The organism is Massilia sp. CCM 8734, from assembly GCF_011682155.1.
Lineage (GTDB): Bacteria > Pseudomonadota > Gammaproteobacteria > Burkholderiales > Burkholderiaceae_D > Telluria_A > Telluria_A rubra.
Map to the genome: position 1 here is coordinate 81,894 of NZ_WHJI01000014.1, position 18,654 is coordinate 100,547.

The following is an 18,654-nucleotide window of genomic DNA, read 5'->3' on the forward strand; positions in this document are numbered from 1 at the left end:
GGACGCCATAATTGCGCCACATTTGCTCGTCAATATGCAGGCTCGGAAGACAGCCATCATGCATTTGGGAGAGAAAATGGGTTTCACAAAATGGGTCAAGAAGACGGTCAAGAAGGTCGGCAAGTCGTTTAACGATGTCGTCAACGACACGGTCAAGGATATCGGCGGCGGCATCGACGATATCGGCAGCAGCTTCGACGACATGGGCAATGCGGCGCGCGAGATCGCGGAAGACATCGCGGAACTGGGCTACACCAAGAAGAATTTCGGCAACGGCAACGACAATTTCACCTCCAGTTCGGCGGGCGGCAACTTTTTGTATGGTGGTGGCGGCAGTGACACCCTGCGCGTCACGGCTGGCGCTTACAACGTGCTCAAGGGCGAAGACGGCGACGATACGCTGAGCGTGCAGGTCGGCGGATACAACAAGCTCGACGGCGGCAACGGCAACGACAACCTGTCGGTCAGCGCCGGCGCGGACAACGTCCTGTTCGGCGGCGAGGGCGACGATACCATCTCGATCGGCGCCGGCGCGAGCGCCGAGATCGATGGCGGCGGCGGCAATGACCGCATCAACGTGGCGGCCGGCGGCGCGGTCAAGGTGAGCGACTGGAACGGCCACAACACGATCAATTACAACGCGCTGTCGGGCACGGTGAACACGGGCGGCGGCAACGACACCGTGAGCGGTAACGGCGCCAAAAACACCATCAACACCAACGACGGCGACGACAAGGTCGAGATGACGGGCGCGAGCAACAAGGTCAACGTCGGCAACGGCAACAATACCGTCAACCTGACCGGCGGCAGCAATGTGCTCAACGCCGGCAACGGCAACGACCGCATCACGGTCGGTGGCGGGCGCAACGTGGTCAACGCGGGCGACGGCGCGAATGTGGTCAAGGCGGACGGCATCGCCAACAAGATCACAAGCGGCAACGGCGCCGACAAGGTGACCGTGAGCGCGGTGTCGAACGAGATCAACACCGGCCAGGGCAACGATGACGTCGTTGCCAGCAGCGCCAGCAATATCATCGATACCGGCGACGGCAACGATACGGTCAAGGTCGATGGTGCGTCCAACATTGTCCGCACCGGCAACCACGACGACAGCGTCAACGCGAGCGGCGGCTCGAACCTGCTGGAACTGGGCAGCGGCAACAACAGCGCCAATGCGGCGGGCTTGTCGAACGTGATCAAGGCGGGCGATGGCAACGACACCGTGGTTGCCATGGGCGGCGTGAATACCGTTTTGGTCGGCAATGGCGCCAACAGCGTGACCGTGGGCGGCGGCGCCAACATCGTCACCACCGGCAACGGCAACGACAAGATCCACGCTGTCGGCGGCAGCAACACGCTGACCATCGGCAACGGCAGCGACAAGCTGGTGGTGCTGGGCGGCGTCAACGTGGTGGTCGCCGGCGACGGTGGCGACAGCATCATCGCCGGTGGCGGTGGCAACGTGATCGGCAGCGCCGGCGGCAATAACAGCATCCTTGCCGGTGGCTTGCTGAACGTGGTGTACAGCGGCGGCGGCGGCAACCAGATCGGCGCGCTCGGCAATACCAACGCGCTGGCGACCAATGGTGCGTCCAACCTGGTTGCGGCGGTGGGCAACACCAACGTCGTGCTCTCGAACGGCGCCAAGAACACCGTGCTGGCGGCCGGCATGGGCAACCTGGTCGCGACCACGGCGGGCGGCAACACGGTTGCCGCGGTCGGCGGCGCGAACGTGATCCTGACCGAAGTGGGCGGCATGCTCGACGCCGCCAGCGGCGGCCTGGGCAAGATACTGGCCGGCGCAGTGCCGGACAAAACCATCGCCAGCGCGATCAACAGCGCCACCGGCAAACTGAGCGGCGCCATCCAGAGCGGCAGCGGCAAGGACGTGGTGATCGCGGTCGGCGGCACCAACGTCATCTATACCGGCGCGCAGGACGACATAGTCGGGGCCATCGGCGGCAATAACGTGCTCCTGGCCAACGGTGGCAACAATGTCAGCACGGCCATCGGCTCGAACAACCTGCTGATTAATACCGCCGGCAACAACGTGGTGACGACCCTGGGCAGCGCCAACGTGGTGCTGACCGGCGCGGGCGAAGGCATCACCGACCTGGCGAAGAAGCTGGACAAGGCCACTGCCGGCAGCGCCGCCAGCGCGCTGTCCAAATTCCTCGGCAGTAACCTGGCCAAGGGCGACGGCAACGATATCGTTACCGCGATCGGCGGGGCGAATGTGGTCTACACCGGCAGCGGCAATGATGTGGTCACGACGCTCGGTTCCACCAACGTGGTGTGGGCCGGTGCGGGCAACGACGTCGTCACCGCAGCCGGTGCCAACAATATTGTGTGGGCCGATGGCGGCGTCGATCTCGTGACCGCAGCCGGTAACAACAACCTGGTGGTAACCGGTAATTACGCCGAAGTGGCGGCCACTGCCGTTGGGCTGGTCGATGCGATCGCCGCCGGCGTTGCCGCCATTGACCTGGTCGGCAAGGCAGGTTTGGGCGCAGCGGCGAGCAGCCAGGGCGGCACCGACGTGGTGACCGTGATGGGCAAGAACAATGTGGTGGTCGGCGGCAGCGGCGCGACCGTCGTCACGGCACTGGGCAGCAACAATTTGCTGGTGACCGGGGCCGATAACGACGTCATCAGTGCGGCGGGCAGCAAGACCGGCATTGTGGCTGGCGCCGGCAACGATGTGGTGACCGCGCTCGGCTCGTACAACGTGGTGGTGGCAGGCGAGGGCAACAACGTGGTCACCGCCGTCGGCAAGGGTAACCTGATCAGTGGCGGCAGCGGCAACGATGTGCTCACCGCGATTGGCGTGGGCTCGGCCGGTGCCAGCAAGTCGAACCTGAACGTGCTGCTGGGCGGCGACGGCAACAACGTCATGACGGTCGTCGGCAAGGACAATATTGCCATCAGCGGCAGCGGCAAGGATGTGCTGGTCATGGCATCGTACGGCTCGCAAGAGAAAACCACCGAAAGCGGCAAGGAAGGCGCCGACACCACGACCACCAGCACGACCAAATTCGACACGCAGGCGAACGTGGCCTGGACCGGGGGCGGCGACGATACGGCCGTGCTGTACGGCTCGCACAACGTGCTGGTGGCCGACAGCGGCAACGATACCGTGATCGTGGTCAATGCCGGCAGCAAGCTCGATTACAAGAGCGAAACGACCAACGGCGCCAACGAAGTGGTGTCGTCGACCAAGGTGAACGCCGATACGGGCTTCAATTTCGTGCACGCCGGCAGCGGCAACGATACCGTGGTTCTGGCAGGCACCACCACGGTCGGCATGGGCGGCGAGGGCAATGATGTGATCGTCACTGCTGCGCAGAACAATATCGCCATCGGCGGGGCGGGCAACGACGTCATCATCGGCCTGTCCGAAATGACGGTGTTCAACGCCGTCGAAAGCCTGGTCGAGAACGACTACGAGTCGGCCGGCGACTGGGTCGGCGCGGCCATGAACTACAACTTCGCCTCGTCGCAGGTGAAAGCCTTGACCAGCGGCAGCCTGGGCAAACTCAATTTGGTCGGCAACGTGTTGCTGGGCGGCGAGGGCAACGATACGGTGTTCGCCACCAACGCCGGCACCTATATCAGCGGCGGCAATGGCGACGACGTGATGATGGGCATGGGCTGGGGCGTGATTACCCAGTTGCTGGGCAAAAATGCGGCCACCTTGGGCGGTGCGGTCGGTGGCGGCTTTGCCGATGTCAGCAAGTATCTGGGCGAGAGCATGCTCAAGGACTTGTCGACCGGCTGGGACCAGATGGGTCCGGGCATCAAGGCCAAGCTGGCGGCGGCCACGGCCAGCGCCGCTGCGCTGGGCACGAGCCTGGACGGCGTGAGCGGCAAGGCGCTCGATGCGGTGTCGGGCGTGACCGGGGTGGAACTGGGCGACTTCAACGTGGCCGGCGGCATCAAGGGTGCGATGAATGGTATCTCGACCGGTGTCAACACGGCGGTGGCCGGCATCGGCAAGGGTTTCAGCTACGTGGCGGACGCCGACGTGGCCGGCGCGCTGGCCGACAGCGCCAGCTTCCTCGGCAGCAAGGTTGCCGCAGGCAGCGAGGCGACCTTCGACGGGCTGGCGTGGCTGACCGACAAGCTGGGGCTGGACATGGACTTCGGCGATTTCAATGGCGCCGAAGGCCTGGTCGGCGGCTTCCTTGCCTATCTGATCGGTTACAAGTATGCCGGCGACAACGACCTGCACGGCGGCGCCGGCAACGACACCTTGTACAGTGGCATGGGCAACGATGATTTGCGCGGCGACAGCGGCAGCGACACCTACGTGGTCTCGATGGGCGACGGCAAGGATACGATCTACGAAAGCGCGGGCGGCAACGACATCCTCCAGTTTGCGGCCAACAGCATTTTCTCGGGCGTGACGATGCAGGCGGCCGGCGTGAAGGCCAATATCAGCGGCAAGGACCTGGTGATCAATTACGTCAACGACAAGGTGTCGTTCGCCAAAGTCACGATCGCCGACTATGCCAGCGTCAACATGAAGGAAGTGCAGTTGATCGACCAGTCGGGCGTGCTGGTGTCTACTATCAGCATGAATAGCCTGATCGCCGGCGCTGGCGACAGCGACCCGTATGCGATGACCTCGGTGTGGACCGCAAACCACCTCGATGCCTTTGCCGAGCTCATTCTCGTGGGCACGCAGCAGCAGGCGGCCTAAGCCGGTTTGCGCGCAACAGACAACGCAGCCTGTGCCAGGGCTGCGTTTTTTGTTGTTGGCGCCCGCCGCGCCGCGTAGGCAAGCCGGAAATATTTCCATGGCATGGTAAAATTTTAAGATTGCCAGGGCGATGGGCGCCATCGGCTTTTACCTTTTTGCGGACGCACACCATGCCGATTTCAGAAGAAACTGTCACCTTTTTCAACCGGACGGTCACGGAATACGATCCCGCCGAGCCGGTCACCTTGTCGGACGATACCGTCTACCGTCTGTCGCTCGACTACGAAGATGAGCAATCGATGTCGGAGCTGATCGAAGAATTCCTCGGCCTCATCGACAAATCCCAGCTGAGCGCGCTCATTATCGGCGCGTGGAGCGACGAATCCGACGTCAGCTCGGCCGCGCTAGTCGAAACCCTGGTCCGGCACGCCGGCGAGCTGCCGAACCTGCGCGCCCTGTTCATCGGCGACATGACATACGAAGAGCGCGAAATTTCCTGGATTGTGCAGAGCGATCTGACGCCGCTGCTGAACGCTTTCCCGCAGCTGGAAGAGTTTCGCGTGCGTGGTACCGACGAGCTGAAGTTCCAACCGTTCACCCATGCCAAGCTGCGCACCTTGACCATCGAAAGCGGCGGCTTGCCGGACAGCGTGGTCCAATCGTTGGCCGCCTCGACAATGCCTGCGCTGAGCCATCTGGAATTGTGGCTCGGTACGGATGGCTACGGTTTTTCGGGCAATGTGGCGCTCTACCAGGACCTGGTGGCCAAGCTGCGCACGCCGACCCTGGCGTACCTGGGCCTGCGCAATGCCGAGATCGCCGATAAGCTGGCCGTGTGGCTGGCCGGCTACGAGCTGGTCGGCTGCCTGACAACGCTCGACCTGTCGCTCGGCACCCTTGGCGACGTCGGGGCCGAAGCTTTGTTCAACAGCCCGTACGTGCCCAAGCTGAAGACACTGAACCTGGAGCATCACTACATTTCCGAAGAATGGCAGGAAAAGCTCAAATCGCTGCCGATCACGGTCGATCTGTCCGATCCGCAAGACGAAGATGACGACGGCGATCGCTACGTTGCTGTTTCCGAGTAACGGTGCAGCCGGCCTGCCGCGCATGCCAGGCGATGGCGGCGGCGAACGCTTGCCCCTGGTGTTGTTGGGCGTGCGTGGCGACAAGCGGGAAACGCTGACGCAGGCGGCCCGCGCCGCGCTCGGCCTGCCGCCGGCGCTGGTGCTCGACTGGTGCGAATGGCTGCAACAGCCGTCCCTGCTGGCGGCCAGCCTGGCGCGGCCGTGCGTGTTCAAGATTGATTCGACGGGCGACGATGCGCGCGTGCATGCGCGGCTGATGCGGCAGGGCTGCGACGCCCTCGGGCGTGCCGTGCCGCGCTTGCCGGACAGGGGCGAAATCGCCGTCTCCGGCGAATGGTTTGCCGGCTTGTCGCTGGCGCTCGGGAGGGTGGCGGCTGAACTTTCTGCGCTGCCCCATGTCCAAGTAATGAATTCGCCGCATGAGCTGCTGTTAATGACAGACAAGCTGGCTTGCCAGCGGCATTTTGCCGAGCGCGGCATTCCCATTCCGGGTTTGCTCGGCCCGATCGAGGGCTATGCGCACCTGCGCGCGGTGTTGGACGAGCACGACCTGCAACAAGTGTTCCTGAAAACGCGTTACGGATCGAGCGCGTCCGGCGTGGTGGCGTACCGGCGCAACGGGCGCGGGGCCGAGCAAGCCACCAGTTCGGCCGACCTGGTGCACGGCGAGGGCGGGGCGCGCCTGTACAACGTCAAGCGCCTGCGCACCTACAACGCGCAGGCCGACATTGCCCGCTTGATCGACTTGCTGGCGCGCCAGCAAACCTATGCCGAGGCGTGGATTCCCAAGCCGCGCCACGGCGACGGGCATTTCGACGTGCGCGTGGTGACCTTGGGCGGGCAGGCCGCGCACCGCGTGGCGCGGGTTGGCGCGCGCATGATGACCAATCTGCACCTCGACAACCAGCGCGCCGATGTGGCCAGCTTGCTGGGCGAGAAAGACCTGGCCGTGCTGGAGCGGACCGCCTGCGCGGCGGCGGCCACCTTCCCGCATAGCCACGTGATCGGCCTCGATCTGGTGGTGCGCAAGGGGCGCGCCCATGTGCTCGAAGCGAACGCCTTCGGCGACCTGCTGCCCAAGTTGCTGTGGCAGGGCCGCGATACTTACGCGGCCCAGTTGCACAGTTTTGCATCCCATGAAGCCTGATCCCCGTTCGATTCCCGACATGAACCAGGTGGTCGGCAGCCACGACATTGTGTTCATCACGCTCGACACCCTGCGCTACGACGTGGCCCAGCGCCTGTACGAGGCGGGCGAGTTGCCGGTGCTGGGGCCGCGCCTGCCGCCCGGCGGCTGGGAGCGCCGCCACAGCCCGGCCAGCTTTACGTATGCGGCGCATCACGCGTTTTTTGCCGGCTTCTTGCCCACGCCCGACCATCCGGGACGCCATCCGCGCCTGTTCGCCACGTCATTCCGGGGCAGCGAGACGACCTCGGCCCACACCCATGAGTTTGCGCAGGAAAGCGTGCCGGCCAGCCTGGCTGGCGCTGGCTATCGCACGATCTGCATCGGTGGCGTCGGATTTTTCAACAAGGAAACGGCACTCGGTTGCGTGCTGCCGGGCATGTTCCAGGAAAGCCACTGGAAGCGTTCGCTCGGCGTGGACGGCCGGCATTCGACCGAGCGCCAGGTGGCGCTGGCGATTGCGCGCCTGGACGCGCTCGGCCAGCAGCGCGTATTCCTGTTCATCAACGTCGCGGCGATTCATTCGCCCAACCGTGGCTACCTGCCGGGCTGCACCAGCGACAATATCGACAGCCATGCCGCCGCCTTGCGCTATGTGGACGGGGCGCTGGCGCCCTTGTTCGCGGCTTGCGCGGCGCGCGCGCCGACCTTTGCCATCGTCTGCTCCGACCATGGCAGCGCGTATGGTGAGGATGGCTTTCGCGGCCACCGCATCGCCCATGAAAGCGTATGGAACGTTCCATACGCCCATTTCTTTATCGACTTTGAGGGAACGACGCCATGAATCATTCCGCCACTCCCGGCACGCTCGCCCAGCGCATGCGTCACACGCCGTACCAGGCGTATTCCTATTCCTATCCGCACAAGGCGGCGTACCGCACCCTGGCCGCGCCGGCGTCCCTGGCGCAGCTGTGGGCGGCGCAGGACCGCTCGGCCCTGTTCGCCTACATCCACATTCCGTTTTGCGAAATGCGCTGCGGCTTTTGCAATCTGTTCGCGATGGCGCGCCCGACGCCGGAGATGGTGGAACGTTATGTGGCGCAGGTGGTCCAACAGATGCGTGCACTCGACCAGGTGCTGGGCGAGCGCAAGTTTGCCCGCTTTGCGCTCGGTGGCGGCACGCCCACGTTCTTGTCGGCGGCGCAGTTGCAAACGCTGCTTGAGGGCGCGCGCGATATTCTCGGCATCGATCTGCAGAGCACGCCGGCCGGCATCGAAGCCTCGCCCGAGACCGTCACGCCCGAGCGCATGGCGGTGTGCCGCAGCATGGGCATCGACCGGGTGAGCCTGGGTATCCAGAGCTTCGCGGCGGGCGAGATGCGCTCGCTGGCGCGGCCGCAGCAGAACGAGGTGGTGACGCGGGCGATCGGCTATATCCGCGATGCGGGTTTCCCGACGCTCAATCTCGACCTGATTTACGGCATTGGCGGGCAAACGGTGGAGAGCTTGCTGGCGTCGATCGACAGCGCCCTGGCGTTCAGGCCGGAGGAGCTGTATTTGTATCCGCTGTACGTGCGCCAGCATACGGGGCTGGGCAAGATTGCCAACAGAAAGGGGGCGGCCTCATTCGATCCGATTGTGCTGAACCAGGAAGGCGACAGCCGCATGCAGCTGTACGAGGCCGCGCGCGATCATTTGCGCGCGCGCGGCTACGTGCAGGTGTCGATGCGCATGTTCCGCGCGCCGCACGCGCCGAGCGACAGCGGGCCGTCCTACTGCTGCCAGAACGATGGCATGGTGGGGCTCGGTACCGGTGCGCGTTCGTACACGCGGGACCTGCACTATTCGACCGATTACGCGGTGGGGCGGGCCGATACCATCGGCATCATCGACAATTATTTGGCGTTGGACGCCGACAGTTTTACCCATGCGCACCACGGTTTTGCGCTGGGGCCGGACGAGCAGCGGCGCCGTTACGTGATCCAGTCGCTGTTGACCGATCCCGGGCTCGATCCGGCGGCGTACACGCAGCGCTTCGGCGGCGACTGCATGCAGGACTTGCCGCAACTGCATGAACTGGGCGCCCTCGGCTTGCTGGAAGAGGGCGCGACGATCCTGCGCCTGAACGATCGCGGCTATGGTTACGCCGATACCATCGGTCCGTGGCTGGCGTCGGACCAGGTGCGCCACTTGATGGCCGACGGCGGCACGACATGCTGAGCATGCTGCCGGCTGCCGCGCTTGACCAGGCGCAGCCGGCGCGGCAAGCGGAGATGCCGGGGCAGCAGCCGCGGCAGCCGGTGCTCTCGCTGCTGTATCGGGGAACGCTGTCCGGATGTAATTACGATTGTGCGTATTGCCCTTTCGCCAAACGGCGCGACAGCCGGGCCAAGCTGGCGCGCGACGCGGCCGAAGTGGCGCGCTTTGTCGTCTGGGTGGGCGCGCAGGAACGGCCCATCAGCGTGTTGTTCACGCCGTGGGGCGAAGGCATGATCCGGCGCCATTACCGCGATGCGATCACGGCCCTGTCGGGCATGGCCCATGTGCGCCAGGTGGCGATCCAGACCAATCTGTCCGGGCCGCTGGCATGGCTGGAGCAGGCCGATCGACGCAAGGTGGGGCTGTGGTGCACCTACCATCCGAGCCAGGTGCGGCTGGAGCGCTTTGTCGAGCGCTGCGCGCGGCTGGCGCGCATGGGGGTGGATTTTTCGGTGGGCATCGTCGCCATGCCCGAGCATTTCGATGATATCCGCGCCTTGCGCGCTGCATTGCCGGAGCAGCACTATCTCTGGCTCAACGCCTACGACCGGCGCGCGCCGGGGTATTACCAGGCCGAGGACCTGGCCTGGCTCGATGCGATCGATCCGTGGTTCAGCTACAGCCGCAATCCCGAGATGTCACGCGGCAAAGCCTGCCGGGCCGGTTCGGAGGCGCTGTCGGTGGACGGGGATGGCGAGGTACAGCGCTGCCATTTCTTGCCGCAGCGCCTGGGTAATCTGTACCAGGATAGCCTGGAAAACATGCTCGTCGAGAAACCGTGCAGCCGCCTGCGCAAATGCGACTGCTATATTGGTTACGCGCACCGGCAGGACTTGCCGTTCTATGATGACTTCGGCGCCGGTGTGTTGGCGCGCATTCCATTGCGGCCGGCGCAGGGGTGATCGGTGAAGGGCTGCGGAGCGCGCCGGCGCGGCACCTTGCGCGTCAGTTGGGGACCGGCCCGATTCTAGCTGAGGGAAAGTGAGGCAAGGCCTCACTTTCAGTCCGGATTGAACGATCAAGGTGTTAAGCAAGTCATTGGCGTTGGACAATCGTGACGACATTGTTGGTGGCGTAAGGACCTTGCATGATCGACGCATTGAGGTTGCTACCGACCTGCGTGATGCTGGCGATGTTGTTGACGCCGGACTGGACGATGTCGGCGCTCATTGCCGAACCGATTTGCGTAATATCGGCCCGGCTGTTGGAGGTTCCCCTGTCCTGAATACGGGCTTGTACACTGAAGCCGGTTTGCTCGATCATGAAAGTATTTCCTCTGCTGCCAATCCCATCGTACGACATAATTTCCGCTGTCATGGCGCCGCCGTCACGCTGGATAATCGTGGACTGGTTATTGCCCCCGAGCTGAACGATCACGGCCTGCGACCCGTAGACATTTGTCTGGTGAATCGTGGCAATCTGGCTCTCGTCGCCGTAGGAAGCACCGCTTTGATGCACCACCGCCATGTTTTCCCCGGTATTGCCGCTTTGTTGGATCGTAATCGCGGAGGCGCTGCTTTCCTGTGAAATCAAGATGCGGTCGCCCGCCCAAGCAGCCGATGCGGCACATGCAAGGACCAGGGTGAGCGACATAGAACGGAGTGCTTGTTTCATGGTGTTTTCTCCTTGAACGAAAGGCCGTGAAGAAAAACCGATTCAGTGGCCTTAGTACTGAATCACGCTAAATACATTACGGTCGCCCAGCTGGCGGCACGACCAGTGTCGACTGTGCGCCGTGCTGCACGATGTTGGCGCGGTTGCCGTCGCCGCTTTGCTCGATCAACACCCCGTTGGCGCTGCCGGTTTGCGTCACGCTGAGGTGATTGGCGGCGCCGTGCTGGTCCAGCTCGGCGCGATTGAGCTGGCCCGACTGGACACTGATTGCCACGTTGTCGCTGCCCCGCTGGATCAGGTCGAGCGCGTTGCCATGCCCCGATTGCTGCGCCTGCAGGCGGTTTTCGATGCCGATTTGCTGGCTGCGCGCCGCGTGCGAGGCGCCCCACTGGTCCAGTCCGGCGCGATGGCCTTGACCGTCTTGCCAGACGCTCGCGCCGCGCCGCGCCTCCACGGCGAAGGGCGGTTCCGGGGCCGCCAGATCGCCGCCCCAGGCGCCGGCGGCGCTGCCGGCCAGCGCGGCCGCCATGCACGCCGTTTGCAGGGTCCGGCGCCAGGATCGAAGCCAGTCGGGGCCGTGCTTGTGTTTGGACTGCATCATGCGTTCTCCGGATGGCGCAAGCGGTGATGAACCAGTGTCCCGAGTTAGAAATTCGTTGAATAAATATGGCGACAATCGCACCGATACTGCGTCACAAATGCTCGCCAGGCCTCGGCCTGTCTGCGCTTTGTTCCTTGTCTCGTTACGATTTCACCACATTTAATCATCAACGAATTTCTAACTCGGGACACTAGGGAATGGCGTCGCTTGCCTCGGCTAGCGTTTCGGCATCGCCGGCCGCATACGAGCGGATCAGCGGATGGGCGCGTTCCTGTGGGTGTTGCAACTCCCAATTGCCGTCCTCGATTCCCCGCACGATCAGGTGAATGACGGCGGCCTCCAGCGCTTCGCGCACGCACAGCTGGGCGGGTTCATTGCGGGTGATGCCGGCTTCAAATTGCACCAGGTCTTTAAAATTGACGAACTTGAAGACGCTGGGACGCACTTCGAAGGAGTAGATGCTCTTCGTGGTCGAGACGCTGTTCAACACTTTGCCGCTGCGAATGTCGATACTGCGCAGATTCAGGGTGACCTGATCGACCCGGTACTGGGTCGAGAGCCCCACACCGAGAAACACCGCGCCGGAGCCGCCGGTGCGCACATTGCTTTCGTACGCCGTCAGGCCGCCTTCGATAATGATCGACGCCGGCGTCAGTTGCGGGATCTGCACGGGGCGCTGATCCTTCTCCTGCGGCGCTTCGAGCGCCCGCACGATCTTTCTTTCGGTCAGCAGATTCTGCAGGTTTTCACGCTCGACCGGGGCGAACCAGCGCGAGTCCATCAGCGCTTTGACCAGAATCGAGGCCGCGCCCTGGGTCAGCGAGGTCGAAAACGAACTGTCGGGCGCCGGTTTGTATTGGCCGGTCTGGTCGCGGAAGCCGTACACGGCAACCGCGATCTTCCCTTTTGGCAGCGGAAGGCGGGCCAGGTCGCGCGTGATGCCGGTGCGCGGCGCCACTGTTGCGCTGGGGGCGCGGGTGGTGGCCGGGCTTGTCGTACAGCCGGCCGCGCCGGCGAGCAGGATGGCGCCGACAGCACCAAGCCCCAGCCTGGCCGCCCGGCGACCCGCCTGCATGCATGCTGTCGTCATTGCCCCCCCCCACCTGGAAGGTGGTGCTGGCGCCGCTCAGCTTGTCCGTGGTGGTGATGGTCAGCACGCCGCCGCCGCTGTCGGCAATGTCGATGCGAAAGTTGCCGGTCTCCACGCTGCCGGGACGCAGCTTGCCGCCGGAACCCATCACCCCCGATGTGGCGGCGGACGACAGTTGGCCCAGGATGGAGCGCTCCAGCATGTCGGTAAATTGCTGCAAGGGGGAGGCCCGGGCGGCGCCGGCTTGCACCGCCGCCGGGTCCTTGTGCTTGTTGGTGAGCTGGGCGGCACTGAGCAGGATCTGGCCGTTCAGCGCACTGCCGCCGAACGCGGGATTGACCGGGACATACACCATCTCGGTCGCGCCGGCATATTGTGCGCTCAGCTCCAGGCAGATGGCCGCGATCCATGGCGCGGCGTGTTTCAGGTGTCTCATGAGATGGGTCTCCGCTGCGTGTTCAGAATTCATCGGCTGCAAGGTCTTGTTCGCTGAAAAGAAGGCGTTGCACCAGTTGATTCGCCATGTGCTCGTAGACAATCTGCACCGCGTCGTCGCTGACCTGCTCGATGCCTGCGCGGCTGGCCGGCAGCTGGGCCTCGAACAAGGTGCGCTGCGCGTACTCGACCACGATGCGCCTGCCGCGCCGCGCCGACGGCCGTTCGAGCACCGTGATCGAGAAGAACTCGAGCGGGGGGCGGTCGCTCCACAAGGTAGTAAATTGCCTGTAGAAATCTTGTCCGGCAACCGAGGTGGTTTGATCGGTGACGATGCCGCCTGATCGGTCTGGCTCGGCGCCGCTTGCGCAGTGCGCCAGCGCCAGCTGGGTCAGGATAAAGCCTGTCGAGAGCATGCGCGAAAACGTCATTGGCATCCTTAAGGGGGCTGGCAATTGCATGGCGGGGACAAGGGGATGGCACCGATGACGTCGTGACCGCCGCCAGGGCTGTGCTTGCAGTAATCATGAGTTAATTCGCATAGGAAATTATTGTCTTCTATCAACTGCATCGCAGAAGATTTGCTTGTTGCAATATTCGCTCGTGCCAGCCGCTGCGGGCATGCGCACCGTACTGTTGCAGCTGAACAAAGTGTCGTCCCTGGCGCTGTTGGCTATTGCACCAGCGGCATGCCGGGCGCAAAATCGATCGCATCGCATCGCATCGCATCCACAAGGGAGACCTGGCAATGGCTAATTCAGTGCTGGCTGGCATGCTTGCAGCGGCGGTAGCGGCATCCCCGGCGCCACCGGCGACGCTGAAGGTGAGCGGAGGCAGTCTTGCCGGCCTGGTCATGGCCGATGGCAGCAGCATTTACTACGGCATCCCCTACGCGGCCGCGCCGGCGGGCGAGCGGCGCTGGAAACCGCCGGCCGAGCGCGCGCCATGGAGCGGCGTTCTCGACGCGCGCAAGCCGGCGTCCGCTTGCGTGCAGGAGAATGTCGGCTGGAATGGCGATTTTCTTGCCGGCGCCAGCGAAGATTGCCTGACGCTCTCGATCCGCGCGCCGGCCGCCGCCGGCAAAAGCAGGCTGCCGGTATTGGTCTATATCCACGGCGGTTCGAACTCCGCCGCCGGGGCGGGCAATATGGCGGAAGACGCCCTGCACAGGGAAGGCGTGCTGCTGGTCAGGATCCAATATCGGCTGGGCCTGTTCGGCTTCATGGGCCTGGATGCCTTGCGCGAGGAAAGTCCGAACAAGACGTCCGGCAACTATGCCCTGCTGGACCAGATTGCCGCGCTGAAGTGGGTCAAGGCCAATATTGCCGCTTTCGGCGGCGATCCCGGCAACATTACCATCAGCGGCAATTCGTCGGGCGCCTTCGATGCGCTGCTGCTGACCATCTCGCCGCTGGCGAAGGGCTTGTTTCAAAAAGCCATACTGCAAGCGGCGGCGCCGGGCGCGCCCATGACGGCGCAGCAGAACGAGGAGCTCGGCAAGGTGGTGCTGGAGCGGCTGAAGTTGCCGCCGGGCGCGGCCGGCCTGGCCCAGTTGCGGGCGCTGCCGGCCGACACGGTGATCAAGGCCGGGCTCAAGCTGCCGGTGCGCACGGGCATCGATCAGAGTTTTTTGTGGGAACAACAGGTCGTCGACGGCTACGTGTTGCCGTATGCCTATAACGAGGCGTATGCCAACGGCGCCGGTCGTGGCCTCGCCATCATCATCGGCAACAATCGCCAGGAGCTCGGGGCCGACCGCAAGCCGGACGTCGTCCCCGCCATGTTGGCGTCGGCATTCGGTGCGCAGGCGGGCGCCGCGCGCGCGCTCTACAGCGACGATGCGCGCCTGGGCAGCATGCCCACCCAGCTCCTGACCGATATGTGGTTTCGTTGCCCGGTCCATTGGCTGACCGGCCGCATGCTCAAGGCGACCCCGAAAGTGTGGCGTTACGAATTCGGTTTCGGCGTGCCCGGATCAGGCCGGCCGCCCGAACACACCAGCGAGATGCACTACGTGTATAACGCGGTGCCGGCGAGCGCCATCGACGCCGCCTGGCCGCCGCTGCAGCGTTACTGGGCCAATTTCATGCGCAAGGGAGATCCGAACGGCAGCGGCTTGCCGCCGTGGCCGGCCATGGGAGCGCGGGGGACGTATTTGTCGGTCGCACCGGAAGGCATCGGCACCGGGGAGGGGTTGCGCTCGGCGATCTGCGAGCTGATGTACAAGGAACGCGATTATCCGGCCTCGCCAGTGGCGCCCGGCTGATGCGTGGGGCCACTGGCGCAGCTTGGCCGCCTTATTCGAGGACGGCGCCGCTACCCTGAGGCAGCCGCTGGCGCGCCGGAACCTGGCTTGCGCCGGGAGCACGCGCGGCAAGCAGCCGCGCACGCCGTTTGCGCACCCAGATAATCACCCCGGTCACGCTCAGCATGGCCACCACCACGCCCAGGAACGACAGGACAATCCGGCCCGGCAGACCGGCGATGCGGCCCGAATGCAGGGGGAACTGGAGTTGCAGGAAGATATCGCCGGCACTGCCCGTGCCCGGCACGCGGTCGGCCACGAAGTTACCATCCTTGCCGTCGAAATACAGCCAGGAATTGCCCAGGCCGACATCGCCGTGATCGTTGCCCGGCTGGAAGAAGCCGACACCGTAGAGGCCGTAAGCGGAGGCGTAAAACACGCCGCCGACCGGTTCGGTCCAGCCGCGCTTGTTGCCTTCGGCGCGCGCCAGCGCCATCACCTGGTCGCGGCTGATGAGCGCCGGAATCGGTTTTTCCGGCGGGTTCATGGTGCGCGCGGCAAACGCATCCGGGCTGAGTGTGGAGACGGTCGAAAGCAGCGGGCGCACCACGCGGTCGGTCAGGTTCATCGACACCGAGGTGATGGCCAGCACCAGCAAGAGCAGCCAGGCCCACACGCCGCCGGAGCGGTGCAGGTCGAAGTTAAGCTTGGGGCCGCCTGCTTTCCAGCGGAAAGCGAAGGACTTGCGCCAGCTGCGGACGTTGGGAAACGACAAGTACAGGGCGATGAAGCAATCGAGCACCCATACCATGGCGATGATGCCCATGAGCCAGATGCCCAGTTCGATGCCCTTGACCTCGGGAATATGCATCGAATAATGCAGCTTGTACAGGAAGGGCAGCAGGTTTTCGCGCGCCAGCGAAATGTCGCCCCACTGGCGCCTGGCCTGGATCTTGCCGGTCACGGGATCGACGCCGATCTGGTTAAAGCCCAGTTCGTGCGGCTTGCCGGTGGCCGGATCGATCGTCCCTTCGACCGACATCATCGAGGTGTGGCCCGGCTCGACCTCGGTCATCACGTAGCCGATGCGCACGCGCGGATCAAGCGCTTCGATCGCCCGCGCCAGCTCGGCGCCGGGGATCTGGCGCTGGGCCGCCTGGCCGCTGTGGGCATGGAACAGGTCGGGATTGAGGGCCGCGTCAAGCTCGTGATCGAAGGAGATCAGGGCGCCCGTTGCACCGGAAATGAACAGGAAGATCGCCACGCCGAGTCCGAACCAGCGGTGCAGGATGACCAGTGCGGGGCGCATATCAGTATGTCCAGTTGAGGGTGGCGCTGGCGCTGCGTGGCGCCGCGTAGTACGCCTGGCTCCAGTACAGCGAGGTCAGGTACTTTTTGTCCGTCACGTTGTTCAGGTTCAGGGCCAGGGTCATGTTGCGGTTGATCTCATAGCGCGCCATCAGGCCCAGGGTGGCGTAGCTGTCCTGGCGCGTGACGATGCCCGGTTTCTGCTCGCGCTCGATGTCGCTCTGCCAGTTCAGGTTGGCGCCGATCTTGAGCTGGGGCACGGCCGGCAGGCGGTAGGTGCTCGCCATGCGCAGCAGGCGGCGCGGCACGTAGGTCTTGGTCTTCTTGCCCTCGCCATCTTCCACTTTCAGGTGGGTGTAGCCGACGCTGGCCAGCCAGCCCTTGGCCAGTTCGCCCGTCACTTCCAGCTCGGCGCCGGTCGATTCGGCATTGATGCCGCGATAGTAGGCCTTGCCGCCATTCATGTCGGCTTGCTCGGCGGTATTGTCCTGGCGTGCGCGGAAGAGGGCGCCGGAGTAGCTGGCCTTGCCACCGAACAGATCGCCCTTGAAGCCGGCCTCGGCGCTGCTACCCATGATCGGATCGAGGGCCACGCCATTGATGTCCTGCTCGCTTTGCGGGCTGAAAATTTCGGTGTAACTGGTGTACAGGCTCAGCTGCGGCGCCACGTCAAGCACCAGGCCCAGGTACGGCGAAGTCCGGCTGGCCGATTTCTGTTTGCTGCTGCCGTAAGACAGGCCGCTCGAATCGGCCTTGGCCGCGTTCAAGCCGGTGAGCAGCTTGACCTTGTCGGCCAGGGTAAAACGCGCCGCCGCGTACACGCTCTTGCGCACGTCCTGGTAGGTGCTGCCGTCGAAGCGCTCGTCGAATTCCGGCAGCGGATAGGCGCCGGTAAAGTCGGTGCTGGCGGTGAGCGGGGTGCCGCTGCCGCGGCCGTAGCCGGACAGGTCGTCCAGGCGCGAGCGCGACCAGCTGGCGCCGAAAGAAAGATCGTGCTGGCGGCCGGCCAGCTTGAACTGTCCGCTCGCGCCGATGTCGAACAAGCTCTGGCGATGGTCAGAGCGGTAGGCCGACGGGTACGAGAACAAGCCTGCGCCGGTGGCCTTGTCCGGCGTGCCGTACACATAGAACAATTTCGAGCGCGACGATTCCGTGTTGTGGCTCAAGGTCGACTTGAGCGCCCAGCCCTGGCCCAACTGATGGTTCAACTCGACAAAGCTGCCCTTGGTCGTGCTGTCCCAGAACGACCAGTCGGCCGAGGTGCTGGCGCCAGTCGGGTAGTTGGTGGGGCTGCCGTCGGTGAAATACAGGGGCAGGGCGCCCCACATGCCGCCGCGCGACTTGTTGTCTTGCCAGGTGTGGCCGATGCTGAGCAGGGTGTCGCTGCCCAGTTTGGCTTCGACGATGCCGTAGGCAACGTTCTTTTTCGTTTCGTAGCGATCGAGGTAGGAATCGCCCTGCTGGCTGGCGACCACCACGCGGCCCTTGACGCTGCCGCTGTCGTTCAGCGGGCTCGACACGTCGGCATCGATGCGGCGCGTGTTCCACGAGCTCACGGTCAGGCCGGCGTTGGCGGCAAAGGCGGCGCCGGGACGCTTGCGGATGAAGTTGACGGTGGCGGACGGGTTGCCGGTGGAGGCGGCCAGGCCGTTGGCGCCGCGCACGATGTCGACACGGTCGAACAGGGCGGTATCGAGGTTGCCCATCATGTTGCCGAATACCAGCGGGGTGCCGACACCGTCGACCTGGAAATTGATGATGTCGAAACCGCGTGCAACATAATAGGTGCGTTCGGTTTCGACTTTTTCGACGGTCACGCCGGTGGTGTTGGCGAGCACGTCGTTCACCGTGTCGAGACGGAAATCGTCCATGCGCGCGCGCGTGACGACCGAGACCGATTGCGGGGTTTCGCGCAGGGTCAGGTTGAGTTTGCTCGCACTGTCGCTCTCGCGCACCTTGTAGCTGCCATGCTCGTTCGCGCCGGTGATGGTGATGACCGGCAGCACGGTGGCCTCGGGAGCATCGGGCGCCTCGTCGGCGGCGCTGGCGGCGCCAGCATGGCCGAGCGCCACGGACAGGGCGAGGACCAGCGGACGCAGGCGTGGACAGGGAAAGGACGAGACAGACGTGTTGATACGGCGAGGCATGCAAAAACTCCTGAGGTGAGAAAGATCGTCACTGGCTTG

13 protein-coding genes and 1 pseudogene are annotated in these 18,654 nt (G+C 64.3%); 7 read left to right on the forward strand and 7 right to left on the reverse strand.

Features of this window, described 5'->3' with window-relative positions; genetic code table 11:
- Positions 1-76: 76 nt before the first annotated feature.
- The 6 genes from F2P46_RS15065 to F2P46_RS15090 all read left to right on the forward strand — a co-directional run bounded on the left by F2P46_RS15065 (position 77) and on the right by F2P46_RS15090 (position 10,077).
- The gene (locus F2P46_RS15065; RefSeq protein WP_166891005.1) at positions 77-4,702 is read left to right on the forward strand and encodes a calcium-binding protein; all 4,626 of its coding nucleotides are present in this window, start codon (positions 77-79) and stop codon (positions 4,700-4,702) included.
- 170 nt (positions 4,703-4,872) lie between these two features.
- Positions 4,873-5,790, forward strand: a complete 918-nt coding sequence (locus tag F2P46_RS15070) for an STM4015 family protein (RefSeq protein WP_166891007.1) — start codon at positions 4,873-4,875, stop codon at positions 5,788-5,790.
- The gene (locus F2P46_RS15075; RefSeq protein WP_166891010.1) at positions 5,753-6,937 is read left to right on the forward strand and encodes an STM4014 family protein; all 1,185 of its coding nucleotides are present in this window, start codon (positions 5,753-5,755) and stop codon (positions 6,935-6,937) included. Before F2P46_RS15070 ends, F2P46_RS15075 begins: the two co-directional genes overlap by 38 nt.
- A complete protein-coding gene (locus F2P46_RS15080) occupies positions 6,927-7,760 on the forward strand; it encodes an STM4013/SEN3800 family hydrolase (RefSeq protein WP_208296631.1) in 834 nt (277 codons plus the stop codon). Before F2P46_RS15075 ends, F2P46_RS15080 begins: the two co-directional genes overlap by 11 nt.
- Positions 7,757-9,136, forward strand: coding sequence for an STM4012 family radical SAM protein (locus F2P46_RS15085; RefSeq protein ID WP_166891013.1), 1,380 nt, complete (start codon positions 7,757-7,759; stop codon positions 9,134-9,136). Before F2P46_RS15080 ends, F2P46_RS15085 begins: the two co-directional genes overlap by 4 nt.
- Positions 9,130-10,077, forward strand: coding sequence for an STM4011 family radical SAM protein (locus tag F2P46_RS15090; protein ID WP_229509297.1), 948 nt, complete (start codon positions 9,130-9,132; stop codon positions 10,075-10,077). Before F2P46_RS15085 ends, F2P46_RS15090 begins: the two co-directional genes overlap by 7 nt.
- A 133-nt stretch (positions 10,078-10,210) precedes the next feature.
- On the opposite strand, the gene F2P46_RS15095 is transcribed toward F2P46_RS15090, so the two are convergent.
- The 5 genes and pseudogenes from F2P46_RS15095 to F2P46_RS15115 all read right to left on the reverse strand — a co-directional run bounded on the left by F2P46_RS15095 (position 10,211) and on the right by F2P46_RS15115 (position 13,346).
- Positions 10,211-10,789: a hypothetical protein gene (locus F2P46_RS15095; protein WP_166891016.1), complete on the reverse strand. Its 579-nt coding sequence runs from the start codon at positions 10,787-10,789 to the stop codon at positions 10,211-10,213.
- Between the two features lie 76 nt (positions 10,790-10,865).
- The gene (locus F2P46_RS15100) at positions 10,866-11,390 is read right to left on the reverse strand and encodes a hypothetical protein (RefSeq protein ID WP_166891019.1); all 525 of its coding nucleotides are present in this window, start codon (positions 11,388-11,390) and stop codon (positions 10,866-10,868) included.
- Between the two features lie 190 nt (positions 11,391-11,580).
- Complete coding sequence (locus F2P46_RS15105; RefSeq protein ID WP_306667695.1) at positions 11,581-12,480, reverse strand: CsgG/HfaB family protein; 900 nt, start codon at positions 12,478-12,480, stop codon at positions 11,581-11,583.
- A gap of 22 nt (positions 12,481-12,502) precedes the next feature.
- Positions 12,503-12,949, reverse strand: a pseudogene (locus F2P46_RS15110) (curli assembly protein CsgF); the annotation flags it as partial.
- Positions 12,939-13,346: a CsgE family curli-type amyloid fiber assembly protein gene (locus F2P46_RS15115; protein ID WP_166891024.1), complete on the reverse strand. Its 408-nt coding sequence runs from the start codon at positions 13,344-13,346 to the stop codon at positions 12,939-12,941. The pseudogene F2P46_RS15110 and the gene F2P46_RS15115, both read right to left, overlap by 11 nt.
- Positions 13,347-13,663: 317 nt before the next feature.
- On the opposite strand from F2P46_RS15115, the gene F2P46_RS15120 reads away from it, so the two are divergent.
- Complete coding sequence (locus F2P46_RS15120; RefSeq protein ID WP_166891027.1) at positions 13,664-15,181, forward strand: carboxylesterase/lipase family protein; 1,518 nt, start codon at positions 13,664-13,666, stop codon at positions 15,179-15,181.
- 31 nt (positions 15,182-15,212) lie between these two features.
- On the opposite strand, the gene F2P46_RS15125 is transcribed toward F2P46_RS15120, so the two are convergent.
- Positions 15,213-16,469 (reverse strand): PepSY-associated TM helix domain-containing protein, encoded by a 1,257-nt coding sequence (locus tag F2P46_RS15125; protein ID WP_166891029.1) that lies wholly within the window; start codon positions 16,467-16,469, stop codon positions 15,213-15,215.
- Between the two features lies 1 nt (position 16,470).
- Positions 16,471-18,615: a TonB-dependent siderophore receptor gene (locus F2P46_RS15130; RefSeq protein WP_166891032.1), complete on the reverse strand. Its 2,145-nt coding sequence runs from the start codon at positions 18,613-18,615 to the stop codon at positions 16,471-16,473.
- Between the last annotated feature and the right edge of the window lie 39 nt (positions 18,616-18,654).

Coding starts and splice junctions, on each gene's coding strand:
- F2P46_RS15080 (WP_208296631.1), top strand. CDS start 6,927: ATGAAGCCTGATCCCCGTTCGATTCCCGACATGAACCAGGTGGTCGGC.
- F2P46_RS15075 (WP_166891010.1), top strand. CDS start 5,753: ATGACGACGGCGATCGCTACGTTGCTGTTTCCGAGTAACGGTGCAGCC.
- F2P46_RS15090 (WP_229509297.1), top strand. CDS start 9,130: ATGCTGAGCATGCTGCCGGCTGCCGCGCTTGACCAGGCGCAGCCGGCG.
- F2P46_RS15125 (WP_166891029.1), bottom strand. CDS start 16,469: ATGCGCCCCGCACTGGTCATCCTGCACCGCTGGTTCGGACTCGGCGTG.
- F2P46_RS15120 (WP_166891027.1), top strand. CDS start 13,664: ATGGCTAATTCAGTGCTGGCTGGCATGCTTGCAGCGGCGGTAGCGGCA.
- F2P46_RS15105 (WP_306667695.1), bottom strand. CDS start 12,480: ATGACGACAGCATGCATGCAGGCGGGTCGCCGGGCGGCCAGGCTGGGG.
- F2P46_RS15100 (WP_166891019.1), bottom strand. CDS start 11,390: ATGATGCAGTCCAAACACAAGCACGGCCCCGACTGGCTTCGATCCTGG.
- F2P46_RS15085 (WP_166891013.1), top strand. CDS start 7,757: ATGAATCATTCCGCCACTCCCGGCACGCTCGCCCAGCGCATGCGTCAC.
- F2P46_RS15115 (WP_166891024.1), bottom strand. CDS start 13,346: ATGACGTTTTCGCGCATGCTCTCGACAGGCTTTATCCTGACCCAGCTG.
- F2P46_RS15130 (WP_166891032.1), bottom strand. CDS start 18,615: ATGCCTCGCCGTATCAACACGTCTGTCTCGTCCTTTCCCTGTCCACGC.
- F2P46_RS15070 (WP_166891007.1), top strand. CDS start 4,873: ATGCCGATTTCAGAAGAAACTGTCACCTTTTTCAACCGGACGGTCACG.
- F2P46_RS15095 (WP_166891016.1), bottom strand. CDS start 10,789: ATGAAACAAGCACTCCGTTCTATGTCGCTCACCCTGGTCCTTGCATGT.
- F2P46_RS15065 (WP_166891005.1), top strand. CDS start 77: ATGGGTTTCACAAAATGGGTCAAGAAGACGGTCAAGAAGGTCGGCAAG.